This window comes from Actinoplanes sp. NPDC049548 (genome assembly GCF_040676695.1).
In the GTDB taxonomy this organism is placed as follows: Bacteria; Actinomycetota; Actinomycetes; order Mycobacteriales; family Micromonosporaceae; genus Actinoplanes.
On record NZ_JBFAPM010000022.1, the window covers coordinates 39,287 to 51,591 of the forward strand.

13 protein-coding genes are annotated in these 12,305 nt (G+C 70.0%); 5 read left to right on the forward strand and 8 right to left on the reverse strand.

All coding sequences use genetic code 11. From position 1 onward, the window contains the following. The first annotated feature begins 33 nt into the window (after positions 1-33). Genes AB0J80_RS31945 through AB0J80_RS31955 form a run of 3 tightly spaced genes read left to right on the forward strand, consistent with a single transcriptional unit; the run spans position 34 to position 3,207 of the window. Positions 34-1,065 carry a tripartite tricarboxylate transporter substrate-binding protein gene (locus AB0J80_RS31945; protein WP_364712441.1) on the forward strand — a complete coding sequence of 344 codons (1,032 nt, stop codon included), beginning with the start codon at positions 34-36 and terminating at the stop codon, positions 1,063-1,065. Positions 1,066-1,070: 5 nt separating this feature from the next. After that, entirely contained in the window at positions 1,071-1,688 is a 618-nt protein-coding gene (locus tag AB0J80_RS31950) for a tripartite tricarboxylate transporter TctB family protein (protein ID WP_364712444.1), read from the forward strand. 1 nt (position 1,689) lies between these two features. Then, the gene (locus tag AB0J80_RS31955; RefSeq protein ID WP_364712447.1) at positions 1,690-3,207 is read left to right on the forward strand and encodes a tripartite tricarboxylate transporter permease; all 1,518 of its coding nucleotides are present in this window, start codon (positions 1,690-1,692) and stop codon (positions 3,205-3,207) included. Here AB0J80_RS31955 and AB0J80_RS31960 read toward each other — a convergent pair. The 3 genes from AB0J80_RS31960 to AB0J80_RS31970 form a co-directional block, all read right to left on the reverse strand. Continuing rightward, positions 3,204-4,013: an alpha/beta hydrolase gene (locus AB0J80_RS31960; protein ID WP_364712449.1), complete on the reverse strand. Its 810-nt coding sequence runs from the start codon at positions 4,011-4,013 to the stop codon at positions 3,204-3,206. The two genes, AB0J80_RS31955 and AB0J80_RS31960, sit on opposite strands and share 4 nt — an antisense overlap. 70 nt (positions 4,014-4,083) lie before the next feature. Beyond that, on the reverse strand, positions 4,084-4,509 hold the full coding sequence (locus tag AB0J80_RS31965; protein ID WP_364712452.1) for an ATP-binding protein: 426 nt from the start codon (positions 4,507-4,509) through the stop codon (positions 4,084-4,086). Positions 4,510-4,650: 141 nt separating this feature from the next. Next, complete coding sequence (locus AB0J80_RS31970; RefSeq protein ID WP_364712455.1) at positions 4,651-5,439, reverse strand: GntR family transcriptional regulator; 789 nt, start codon at positions 5,437-5,439, stop codon at positions 4,651-4,653. 669 nt (positions 5,440-6,108) lie between these two features. Here AB0J80_RS31970 and AB0J80_RS31975 point away from each other — a divergent pair. Next, positions 6,109-7,155 carry an HDOD domain-containing protein gene (locus AB0J80_RS31975; RefSeq protein ID WP_364712458.1) on the forward strand — a complete coding sequence of 349 codons (1,047 nt, stop codon included), beginning with the start codon at positions 6,109-6,111 and terminating at the stop codon, positions 7,153-7,155. 93 nt (positions 7,156-7,248) lie between these two features. Here the strand turns inward: AB0J80_RS31975 and AB0J80_RS31980 are convergent, their stop codons facing one another. Continuing rightward, positions 7,249-8,460 carry a hypothetical protein gene (locus AB0J80_RS31980; protein WP_364712461.1) on the reverse strand — a complete coding sequence of 404 codons (1,212 nt, stop codon included), beginning with the start codon at positions 8,458-8,460 and terminating at the stop codon, positions 7,249-7,251. 339 nt (positions 8,461-8,799) lie between these two features. Here AB0J80_RS31980 and AB0J80_RS31985 point away from each other — a divergent pair, with 339 nt between their 5' ends. Beyond that, positions 8,800-9,252, forward strand: coding sequence for a hypothetical protein (locus tag AB0J80_RS31985; RefSeq protein ID WP_364712464.1), 453 nt, complete (start codon positions 8,800-8,802; stop codon positions 9,250-9,252). A gap of 151 nt (positions 9,253-9,403) precedes the next feature. On the opposite strand, the gene AB0J80_RS31990 is transcribed toward AB0J80_RS31985, so the two are convergent. The 4 genes from AB0J80_RS31990 to AB0J80_RS32005 form a co-directional block, all read right to left on the reverse strand. After that, a complete protein-coding gene (locus AB0J80_RS31990; RefSeq protein WP_364712467.1) occupies positions 9,404-9,730 on the reverse strand; it encodes a hypothetical protein in 327 nt (108 codons plus the stop codon). A 383-nt stretch (positions 9,731-10,113) separates the two neighbouring features. Then, the gene (locus AB0J80_RS31995; protein WP_364712470.1) at positions 10,114-10,611 is read right to left on the reverse strand and encodes a ricin-type beta-trefoil lectin domain protein; all 498 of its coding nucleotides are present in this window, start codon (positions 10,609-10,611) and stop codon (positions 10,114-10,116) included. A 213-nt stretch (positions 10,612-10,824) separates the two neighbouring features. Then, positions 10,825-11,445 carry a WHG domain-containing protein gene (locus AB0J80_RS32000; RefSeq protein WP_364712472.1) on the reverse strand — a complete coding sequence of 207 codons (621 nt, stop codon included), beginning with the start codon at positions 11,443-11,445 and terminating at the stop codon, positions 10,825-10,827. After that, positions 11,438-12,268, reverse strand: a complete 831-nt coding sequence (locus AB0J80_RS32005) for an alpha/beta hydrolase (protein WP_364712475.1) — start codon at positions 12,266-12,268, stop codon at positions 11,438-11,440. Before AB0J80_RS32005 ends, AB0J80_RS32000 begins: the two co-directional genes overlap by 8 nt. Positions 12,269-12,305 lie beyond the last annotated feature (37 nt).

Sequence of the window (12,305 nt, forward strand, 5' to 3'; positions counted from 1 at the left end):
CGAGACGACAACGCTGTTCAGGGGTGATCGTCCATGCAGGAGTCGTCCAACGATCGACGCGTGCGGCGCCGCCTCGGCAGCATCGGGCCGTTCGTCGCCGCCGCCTTGGTCACCGCAGTCCTGATCGTCACCACTCTGGCGTCCGCCCGGGCGCCGGGCGCCGCGGGCGCTCGGGACCTGCTCAACGGACGGCAGCTGCGCATCATGGCGCCCGCGTCGCCCGGCGGCGGCTGGGACCAGACCGCGCGGGAGATGCAGACCGCCCTGCGCGACCTCGTCGGGCGTACCGAGGTCTACAACGTCGGCGGCGCCGGTGGCACCGTCGGCCTGAGCCAGTACGCACGGCTGAAGGGTCAGCCCACCGAGCTGATGGTCATGGGACTGGTCATGGTCGGCGCGATCGAGAGCAACGACTCGCCGGTGACGCTGGCCCAGACCACGCCGCTGGCACGGTTGACCACCGACTACGAGGTGATCGTCGTGGCCAAGGACTCGCCGGTGGCAACGATGCAGGACCTCGCCGCGCGGATGCGCCGCGATCTGCGGTCGGTCTCGATCGCCGGCGGCTCGGCCGGGGGAGTGGAGACCATCCTGGCCGGCCTGGTGGCCCGCGCGGTGGGTGGCGACCCGGCGAAGACGAACTACATCGCCCACTCTGGTGGCGGCGAGGCACTGACCACGGTGTTGTCCGGGCGGGCGACCGCGGCGGTGTCGGGGGTGTCCGAGCTGGCGCCGCAGATCAGGGCGGGCAACATCCGGGCGCTGGCCGTGTCGAGTCCGCAGCGGCTGCCCGCTCTGCCCGACGTGCCCACCCTGCGCGAGTCGGGCGTGGACGTCGAGCTGGAGAACTGGCGCGCGGTGGTGGCTCCGGCGGGCATCACCGAGGCTGAGAAGCGCACGCTGGAGGACCTCATCGTGCAGATGACCCGGACCGAGGCCTGGGCGGAGACGCTGCAGCGCCGCGGCTGGCTCGACGCCACGCTGGCCGGTCCACCGTTCGCCGCGTTCCTGCAAGCCGAAGAGCGCCGCATCGCACAGGTACTGACGGAGATGGGAATCGGGTGAGCGCCGTGAGTGATCCGCCTGCCGAGCCGCGTCCGCTCCGCTCCGACCTGGCCGGGTCGGACCTCGTCGAGCCCGATCCGCTCGCCCCGTCCATGCCGATGGTCGCCCACGCCACCCTGTCCGAGGAGGCCGAGGATGCCCTCCCGGCGCACGGCGAGCACGACCGCGGCACGCTGCTGGCGTCGGCGGCGCTGGGCGTCGTGATGATGATCGGGGCGGTCGTCGTCCTGGTCGACGCCGCCGGACTGCGGCCCAGTGACGAGGTCGTCGGTCCCGCTGTGGCGCCGACCGCGGTCGGCATCCTGCTGGGCGTGCTCGGAGCGCTGCTGGTGTTGCAGGCCGGCCGCCACCTGCGCACCGCAACCGCACCGCAGGAGCTGCCGCACCGGCGGCTGCTGCGCCTGGCGGCGATGGTGGCCCTGCTCGTCGCCTTCGCCGTCGTGCTGCCGTTCGTCGGCTACGTCGTCGCGTCCGCGCTGCTGTTCACCGGCGCCGCACTGCTGCTCGGCGCGCCGCACCCGGCCCGCACCGCCGCCTACGGCTGGACGCTCGCCGGGGTGGTGTTCCTGGTCTTCGACCGCCTCATCGGGCTCGCCCTGCCGGCCGGTCCGTGGGGGTTCTGACATGGATCAGGTGCAGTCCCTGGTGCAGGGCTTCGGCGACGCGCTGACCCCGGCGAACCTGCTGTGGGCGTTCATCGGGGTCACCATCGGCACCGCGGTCGGGGTCCTGCCCGGCATCGGTCCCGCTCTGACCGTGGCGATGCTGCTGCCCATCACGTTCCGGCTCGATCCGGCCAGCGCGCTGATCATGTTCGCGGGCATCTACTACGGCGGCATGTACGGCGGCTCCACCACCTCCATCCTGCTCAACACACCGGGCGAGACGGCATCGATGATGTCGGCGCTGGAGGGCAACAAGATGGCGAGGGCCGGCCGGGCGGCGGCCGCGCTCGCGACGGCCGCCATCGGCAGCTTCGTCGCCGGCACGATCGGCACCCTGGGCCTCACCTTCCTCGCCCCGGTCGTCGCCGACTTGGCCCTCACCTTCGGCCCACCCGAGTACGTGGCCCTGATGGCGGTCGCGTTCGTCACCGTCGCGGCCCTGCTCGGACCGAACCTGGTCAAGGGCTTCGCCAGCCTCGCCATCGGGCTCGCCGTCGGGCTGGTCGGCATCGACGCGCAGACCGGGCAGCCCCGGCTGTCGTTCGGCGTACCCGCCATGCTCGACGGCATCGACGTCGTCATCCTGGTCGTGGCGCTGTTCGCGCTCGGCGAGACGTTCGGCCACCTGCTGGCCGGCACCGGCAGCGCTACGGTCGAACCGGTCCGCGGCCGGGCGGTGCTGTCCCGCGCCGACCTGCGTCGTTCCTGGCCGGCGTGGCTGCGCGGCACGGCGCTCGGTTTCCCGATCGGCAGCCTGCCGGCCGGCGGCGCCGACGTCCCCACCTTCCTCAGCTACAGCCTTGAACGGCGCCTGTCCAAGCACAAGAACGAGTTCGGCCAGGGGGCGATCGAGGGACTGGCCGGGCCGGAGGCGGCGAACAACGCCGCGGCGGCGGGCGTGCTGGTGCCCCTGCTCACGATCGGGCTGCCCACGTCGGCCACCGCCGCCGTGATCCTCACCGCGTTCCAGTCGTACGGCCTGCAACCGGGACCGCAGCTGTTCTCCGAGTCGGGACCGCTGGTCTGGGCACTGCTGGCCAGCCTGTACATCGGCAACCTCATGCTGCTGGTGCTCAACCTGCCGCTGGTCAAGATATGGGCCCGGATGCTGACCATCCCCGCGTACGGGATCTACGCCGGCGTGCTGGTCTTCGCCACCCTCGGCACCTTCGCCGCCGGCGGCACCACGACCGACCTGATCCTGCTCTACCTCCTGGGGCTGCTGGGCCTGCTCATGCGGCTCGCCGACGTCCCGGTGGCGCCCGCCGTCATCGCGATGATCCTCGGGCCGCTGGCCGAACAGCAACTGCGGCGTGCCCTGGCCATCTCCGAGGGCGACCCGTCGATCCTGCTCAGCGGACCGATCAACATCGTCCTGTGGTCGATCGTCGCGCTGGCTCTGCTCCTGCCCCCGACGTTGGCCGTGCTGGGACGACGCCGCCACGCGGCACCGGCCGCGGCGGCACGGGCGCATTAACGGTCGGCTGCGCCTTCCGTGACGGCGTTGATCACCTGCGGGCCGTGCGTGAGCAGCGGGTCGTTGTGGTCGGCCCCGTCGAGGCGCACCACTCGCACCGGTCCGCCGGCGCGTTCGGCGACGGCACGGCTCTGTTCCGGCGGGACGACTGTGTCTGCGCTGCCGTAGATCACCGTGGTCGGCACCCGTACCGTCGGCAGCAGGTCCGCGACCGGGAAGCGGTCACGCAGCAGCAGGCCCACCGGCAGCCAGGGGTAGTGCGCCCGCCCGGCCGCCGCCAGGTCGGTGAACGGCGAGCGCAGCACCAGCGCCGCCGGCGGTCGTTCGACGGCCAGTGCGACCGCGACGGCCGCCCCGAGACTCTCGCCGAAGTACACGGTCCGGTCGTCGCCGAAGCCGGCGTCATCGAGGTATGCCCGGGCCGCGCGAGCATCGTCGGCCAGGCCGTTCTGGCTGGGCGTACCCGGGTTCCCGCCGTACCCGCGGTAATCCAGCAGGAGCACGGTGAACCCGGCATCGCCGAGCGCGGTGGCCAGCGGCACCCGGTAGCCGCGGTGGCCCGCATTGCCGGGCGTGACCAGCACCGCCGTCTCACGGTCGACACGGGACGGACGCCACAGCCAAGCGGTGAGCGTCAGGCCGTCCTCGGTGCGCAATGAAACGGCCTGGAAGGGCTTGGGAGCCGCCGGTGTGCTGCGGTCGGGGAAGTAGATGAGACGCCGTTGCCCCCACCAGGCGGCTGCCAGTAGCGAGAGGGCGACGAGCAGCACGATGCCGGCGATCCGCACGGTGCCCATTCTGCTCATGGACTTCACCTTGCCAGGGCGGTGACACCCGCCGGCTGCGTGGTCGGTCGTTCGTCAAGGCACTGCGCGGTCAGCATGCGGGATGGGGGGGCAGGCGCACGGTGACGCTCGTGCCGGTGGGTGGGTTCGGCTTGATGCTGAGGGTGCCGTGGTGGCGGTCGATGACGGCGCGGCTGAGGGTGAGTCCGAGGCCGTTGCCGGGGATGCCTTGGTGGCGGGCGTTGCTACCGCGGTACAGCCTGCGGAGCAAGCGGTCCTGTTCCTCGGCGGGTGCGCCGGGGTTGGTGATGGTGAGCTCCGCTGCGTTGTCGCGGTTGTTCAGGGTGACGGTGACGGTTGCCTGGTCGGGGCTGTACTTGATGGCGTTGTCGAGCAGGTGGTCGAGGACCTGACGTAGCCGGGCGCCGTCGCCGGGCACCGTGAGCTCGTCCGGCAGAGCTGTGCGGATGGCCTGGACACCTTCACCGAAGCGGGTTCCGCGCGTTCCTGACGGCACCCTCAGCATCGCTCCGCGAGCGCCAACCGGGCTGACTCACCGCGACAGCTCAGGGCGGTGGCTGAGCCACGACGGCCGTCGGACGCCGGGCTGCCAGGCGGCATCGCCGCCATGGAGTCTTGTGTGGGTTCCGATGGACTTTCACGGATGGACGGCGTCCTCGGCGTCGAACGGGGCCTGCTCGGCCAGCGCGCGGTAGTCGGCGTAGATCCCCTGGTATCGCTGCAACGCTGCCTGCTTCTCACCGTCCTCGAGGAGTTGCAGGATTGCCTCGTGGCTCTGGGCAACGATGGACCACAGAGGGCTGTCGACGCCCCACGGCGCGATGCGCCTGGTGCGAGCCACTGCGAAGTCGCGTAAGGACTGCAGCTCCCGGTTGCCGCTGGCCGTGATGACGATGTTGCCGAAGTCCGCGGCGGCGGCCGTGGCGGTCACCGTGTTCCCCGCTTCCAGCGCCACAAGGTACTCACGGTGCCTCCGGCGCATGAGTTCGAGGTCCGAAGGGACGAGATTGTCGATTCCCCGCTCGAAACCGGCGCAAGCCAGCACGGCCATCACGTCGATCAGCTCGAGCGTTCTCTTGCGCGTCATGCGGGTCACACGCCGGGCGCGGTTCGGGGCTATGTCGATCAGGCCCTCGACGGACAACTGGGCGATCGCCTCGCGCACCGGTGTGATGCTGACGCCGAGACGGGCCGCGACCTCCGCATCCTTGATGAGCGTGCCGGGCGCGAGCTCGCCGGTGACGATCTCGTGGCGCAGCTGACGGACCACGGCCGCCACGCGGGTCGGCGGGACCACATATGACATGCGCGCAGCGTACTTAAGTCGATTTTTCAGAATCAACTGCAACAGCGCGTCCCTTGGTTCCCGGCGCACGGTCCGCGACAGGCTCGGGCGTCGACCCGGCGTCGCCGCCGGCATCGTCATCGCCCTCACCCCTGCCGTTGTCGACCGGTAGTTGTCCGCCGCCGACCTCATCGAGCACGTGCTCGCCGTGCAGGGCCGCCGACGATCCCGCCGAGCTGCTCGTGCGGCTACGGAAGCTGCGGCACTGAGCGCCGCCGACGGCCGAGACCCGGGGCCTCATCAGGCCCATGCTTCGGGAGTCGGCGAAACCGTGCCGGTCGGCAACTTTTGTCAGGAGTCTCTGGTCTCCGGACGCCATGGCGAGGCCACCTGGCGCGGCGCTGTTGCGACACCACAGCGCGCCGGGAAATCCGCGAACTCGCCGCGATCATCTCGGCTGCCCGGCTCCTGCTTGGCGAACGGGCGTTGTCGCGGGGAGCGGTGACCTGTTCTACCTCACACCGAGGTGTCGAGATTTCGGGAGCCTGACCCGCAGGGGGTTCGCAGGCATACGGTCGGTATATGACATATGCGGCTGCCGCCAACGGTGACGAGACTCGGTTCGTCCATGTGGGCCGTCAACCGATCTATGACCGCTCCGGCGACGTGATCGCCTACGAACTGCTGTTTCGTGACGCCTCGGACGCGGAGGACGCGTCGCAACGAACCGCGCGGGCGACGAGCCGGGTGATCATCGCCGCGTTCACCGAGTTCGGCCTGGCCGAGCTCGCGGGCTCGAAGGCCTGCTTCGTGAACGTCACCCGGGAGTTCCTCGTCGGCGACCTGCCGGTACCGTTCGACGCCAACCAGGCCGTCCTCGAGATCATCGAAACGGTTCACGTGGACGACGCGGTCGTTGACGGGGTCCGATCGCTGGTCGACAGAGGTTTCACAGTCGCGTTCGACGACTTCGTCTGGGGTACGGAGAGCGAACGACTGCTCGAGATGGTCACCTTCGTCAAGATCGACATGTTGGACGCGCAAGCCGCCGAGATCGCCGAAACGGTGCGGCACTGCCGCATGTTTCCCCATCTACAGTTGATCGCGGAGCGACTCGAGACAGAAGACCAGCTTCAGTGCGCGATGGACCTGGGCTTCGAATACTTCCAGGGTCACGTCCTCGGCCGCCCGCACATCCTGTCGAAGGCCTCGCTGTCGCCGACCCGGATCGGTCGCCTCCAGTTGATCGCCGCCCTGAACGCCACCGAGCAGGATCTCGACGAGATCGTGGACATGATCAGCCGTGACCCCGCCATCACCTTCAGGTTGCTGCAGGCGACGAACGCGGCCGCATCCGGGCTCAGCGCTCGGGTGTCCTCCGTGCGGGAGGCGGCCGTCCTGCTCGGTATGGCGACCGTGCGGCAATGGGTGACGCTGATGCTGTTCAGCGACCTCACCGAAGCGACCGAGGAACAGTTGATGGCGACCATGATCAGGGCACGGCTGTGCCAGCTCGTGGCCCAGGATGCAGGAATCGACGGTGGCGCGGCCTTCACCGTCGGTCTGCTCTCCGGTATCGCCGATCTGCTGGCCGAGCCGACCAACGACCTCATCGCGCAACTTCCGCTGTCCGGCGCGGTCGCCGAAGCCTTGACCGACGGCATCGGCGACCTGGGGCAGGTCCTGTCGGTCGTGCGCGCGTACGAGCAGGGAGAGCCGGCGGCCGCCCTCAAGATGGTCGGCATCGAGAACATGGTCACTACGTACTTGTCGGCCGTCGGCTGGTCCAGGCACACCCTGGACGGTGCTCTGGGCACGACGGCCGCAAGGCCGGTTGGCGCCGCCGGGCCTCAGTGAGTGGGGGTTGCCGCCGCTCGCCGCCTTCCGCGCTGGCAGAGAAACGGGGCGGTGCCGGAGGTCCGGCACCGCCCCGTGATCATCGATCGAGTGCTACCGGGACCGGCCGTTGCATCCGTACGCACACGGCGAAGTGAACTGGGCGAAGTGCGGACGGCTGAGGCCGCCGAAGGCCGTGAACTCGCCGCCCACCGCGATCCTGCCGAGGGTGGGGTGGACGTCCATGCTGAGCACGCCCCACTTGCCGTTGCTCTTCGGGTTCCAGGCGAGCAGCGAGCCGTTCTCGGCGTTCAGCGCCGCCAGCTTCGGCTGGCTGCGCAGCTTGGACGGGCACCATGAGGTCGCTGTGCGCGACGGTCCGGGGCAGGCGACGGTGAAGTGCCCGCCCGCGTACACGGCTCCGCCCAGCTGCGTGATCGCTTGCACGTCGCCGTCCGTGACCGTGCTCCAGATCAGCTGTCCGTCAGGCCGGTACGCGGCCACCCTGCCGCCCGGGCCGGCCAGCGCTGCGTACACCTTGTCAGGGGCGACGGTGAGGGCCCCGACGAAGTACGGCGTGGCGGGACGGAACGCCGTGTCGACCCGGCCGTCGGCGAGCCGGAGGGCGGCGAGCCGGACGGTGCCGTCGGCGTTGTTGAGGCGCTTGAACTTGCCGCCGACGTACAGCCGGGAACCGGCCACCGTCAGTGCCTTGACCTCGCCGTCGGCGCCGCTGCCGAACGTGGTGTCGAGGGCACCGGACGCGAGGTCGAACGCCGCGAAGTTGCGTTGCGTGCGCCCGTCGACGGCACTGATCGCTCCGCCCAGGAACAACCGTCCGCCGCCCGCGGCGAGCGCGTGCCCCTCACCCTTGATCGTGTGCTTGAGCGTGCCGACGGCGCCGGTCCGCAGATTGATGCTGGCCAGGCCGCCGCGTGCCTGATCACCGACCGTGGTGAACTTGCCGGTGATGTACAGCGACTGCCCGAATGCGGTCAGCCCCCACACGGTGCCGTTGGTCGTCGGCGCCCAGGGCAGCAGTTCACCGGTACGGGCGTTGAGGGCGGCCAGCCGCTTGCGGGGCACCGAGCGCCCGTCGACGATGGCGTTTCGGAAACTGCCGCCCACGTACACCGTGGAGCCGGCGTACACGGTGGCGTACACCAGGCCGTCGAAGCCGACCGAGGGGGCCGGTTTCGCAGCCACCAGCGGAGTGGCCGCGACGGCGGCCGTGGGTGTTCCCGTCGCGATGAGCACGCCGGCGAGCAGCAGTCCGAGACGGCGCCTGCGCGGCCGGAGATGACGGGCGATCGAAGCTAATACCATGGAGGCGACGATAAAGTCGTGGAGAATCCTCAATTGGAAGAACGGGAAACGTACGCCCTAAAGGGCGACGGAGGGAACACTCCTGACGTATTCGTGGCCGGCCAGTCCTTGGCCAGGGTCCCCGTCACTACTCCATGCCTGATGGACCTCGCTCGTTCTCTGTGCGAGCGATCATGAACACGAGCGGGATGCCGATAGGCATTCGCTACACCCGACAAGCGTGGATCCTGGTCGAGAAGGACAAGGGAGCTCCAAGTGGCACGGAAGGGTGAGCAAGGTCATCGTCGATCCGCATAGCGTCTTCGGCATACGGAAGCACGACTTCGGGGGAGCAGGCGGATGCGCAACATCGGTCGGGGAGCGCTGCTGGCGGTCGGCGCGCTGGGGATCACGCTCGCAGCGCCGCCCGCCGGAGCCACAGTCGGCACCTTTGCGGCGGCCACCGCCCCGGTGCCGGACTTCCGGGAGGCTCCGGCCACGGCGTACACGCTGGTACTGCCCGACGCGGGCGTGGACTACGTAGATCCTGCAACGGGTGAGCCGCCCTCGTGGTGCCGCATCGGCGAACTCCGCATCACCGGCGATGCCGGTTCGCTGATCTTCGAGAACATCACCGGACACGCCTGCCTACTGGGAGGACACCCCGGCGTGAAGACAGCGGCCGGTACGTCCGCCCCCGCCGACGCGGCGGCGCAGGGCATGCTGCTCGCGCCGGGCGACCGCGTCCGGACCGCAATCCGACCGGCCACCGAGACGTGCGAGACGGCGGACGGTTGCCCGGCTTCCAGGTAGCGGCGTCGGAGGACAGGAGTAGGACGTTCGTCGTCGCGCCCTCGAGAACGGACGCTATTTCAACGGTATGCAGAAGGCGCGGGCGCACAACGCGGAGTTCCGCAAGCGGCTGCGGACGTTCACCGAGGCACTGGAGGCCACCTGCTCGCCGTCATGGTGGCGGGTTCGGTGCCTTCTTCTGTTTGCGCCGCCTGGCGCGTACGACCCGAACCGGGGTGGAGGATTCCAGGTAGAGGCACCGGCGTCGTTCGCTGTGAGCCAGATGCACCTGGACGACGTCCCGGACGGGCGCGTCGACGCTGGCGACTCGGTAACGTTCCGCGCCGGAGATGATCAGGTCGCCGGGGCGTACATGCGACGGGGACTGCACGATGCTTTCACGGCCGACGACGGCGCCGGTGCCGACCCGGGGAAGGGTGGCGATCCACGTCGCGAAGGCGTCTCCGTTCGCCGGACGACCGCTTCGGATGCCCCGCATGCCGGCCCCCACGGTGTGTCGACGCTGACCTTCTGTGGATGGGGTATCGGCTGGCGCCGGCCCCGGTTGAGCCAAATGACCAGCTCATCTTGGCGACCCCCTCGGCGTTACCATCACGGGGGCCGCCGACGGGCTGTTGCCCGGGTTGGCACCGTTGGCATGAGGACGCCGCCGCCGTACCGGGCGGTGCCGCTTCGTCCTCGGCCGGTGGTGCTGCGGAAGCCACACGGACGCCTCGGGCGGCGTCGACTCGTTCGGCGACCAGAAGACGCCCGAGGGCATCAAGCCCGGCAGCACGCTGGCCGCGGTGCGCCGACCGGGCCGGCTGCTACGAGTAGCAACCGCGCCGGGGCACCCGCTCGGCGTGGGCATGGATAGCGGCCTCAGAAGCGGGTCCACTGCTGGGATGGGCTGTCTGCGCAGGCGGTGGACCGGACGAACAATGATGTGTCGTCATCCCCGGTCACGCAGCCGGTCGGCGCGATGTGCTCGATGGTGCCGGTCGGTCCGAACCGCCATGCCTGCATCTCGTTGCCCTCCTGGCAAGGGCGGGTGTAGACGTCCACGCCGTTGCTCTCCAGACACCAGTGGGCCTCGATGTCGAGCAGTTGCACGGCGTCCTGCACGGTCGGGTCCTGCACCGTGGCCGGGATGGGGCGCCAGGTGACGCCTTGGGGCGGGCAGGGCTCGGTGTAGACGTACCCCGGGCGCTGCGGGTCCGACTGCAGGAAGCTTTCCAGGCATTTGCCCGACGCGATGTTGCGGAATCGGACCGTTGTCGCATCAGCGTTGGCCGGCGCCGCAATGGTCAATGTTCCGGCTGATGCGATGACGGCCGCCGTGATGCTGGCGCGGCAACGCGCTTTGGTAAGCAGAGACATGGGTTCCTCCGTCCGCGCAATGACTTGCGAGCCGGTTCCGGATCCTACGTCGAGATCGGCTTATGACAATTTCGCGGGTCCGTCCGACCGCTCGGAGCTGGGGAATCGGGGCGATGGCGGGCTAGTGGTGTTCACAAATGTCGTCGCGACGCTCGCCGGCCGGGTAAAAGCGGGTGTGACGTACGAATGCGCTTTCTCGAAGAAACAGCGGGGTCAGACTTCGTGGGCGATCGGGTGGTCGTCATCGGTGTCGCCCGGGATCGCCGGCTGATCGGTCTGCAGGCCGGCGATGAGGGTGTCGACGAGGAAGCTGAAGCTGCGGTCGACGTCTCGGGGGAGTCCGAAGCCGCCGGCGCTCTCGAGAGTGGCGAAGCCGTGCAACGCCGACCGCAGTACCCGGGCGGCGTCGAGTGCGCGGGTGCCGCGCAGGCCGAATCCGGCGACGACGTCGTACATGACTTGCAGGCTTTCGTTCGCTACGCGGCGGTCCTCTTCGTCGTCGGCGTCGGTGGTGGGTGCCCGGACGGTGGCGGCGTAGCGGCCCGGGTGGTCGAGGGCCCAGCGGCGCCATGCGTCGGCGTACGCGCGGACCGCGGTGGGGCCGGACTTGCCGGCGGCGGCACGCGCGAGGACGTCGCCGAGCTCGCGCTTGGCTTGCAGGGCGATGCTGCGCTGCAGGGCTTCGAGGGAGGCGACGTGTTTGTAGAGCGACGGCGTTTTGACACCGACCCGCTCGGCCAGCAGTCCCATGGTCAGGCCGGCGAAGCCGATCTCGTCGGCGAGTGCCGCGCCGGCCGCCACGACGGTCGCCTGGGCGAGGCCGGCCCTAGGCACGGGCGTTCGCCTGCAGGAAGCTCAGCACCAGGGAGCAGACCTGGTCGGGGTACTGCGCGTGCGGGTAGTGACCCGCCCCGTCGATCATCTCGAGTCGGCTCAGTCCCGCCGGCATCTCCGCCACGATCGCCTGCCCTTCGGCCTTCGGATCGGCCCAGTCGTAGTCCAGTGAGCCTACGATGACCAGGACGGGGCACCGCACGTTGCCGAGTTCGGCACCGGCGTCGGCCGGCGAGGATCTGATCATGGCTTGCAGTGCCTTCCTGCGCCCCGGCCGGCGCAGCATCTCCTCGGTGCGGGCCTGGTCGGTGGCCCAGTCGGCGGGCTTGGTCCCCGGGTAGGCAAGGTCGAGGTACCTCAGCCAGGACGACAGGCTGCCCATCATCGCGCCGGCCAGCCGCAAGGCGCCCTTGCGGTAGCCGGCGTGCCGCAGGTCGCCCAGCTTCGCCGCCTGCTTGCGGGTGAACGGTGCCAGCTCCACGATTGCGGTGATCAGCTCGGGCGCCCTGGCGGCCGCGATGGTGGCGGCGCCGCCGGCGATCGAGTGGCCGATCAGCACGGCCGGGCCGCCGAGGTGGCGGATCAGGGCGACCAGGTCACCCGCGATATCGGTACGGGAGTACGACGGCCACTGCGCACTGGACTCACCGGCGCCGCGCAGGTCGGCCGTGGCGACCCGGTAGCCGGCGGCCACGAGCTGCGGCGCGACGAAGCGGTAGGCGTCGCGGCTGTTGCCCAGCCCGGGGGCCAGGACGACCAGAGGTCCCGCACCCGTCACCTCGTACGCGATGGTGCCGCCGTCGAGGCTCAAGTACTCGGTCATGGTCTCTCCGTTCCTGACGCCAAAGCTAATCGCTATA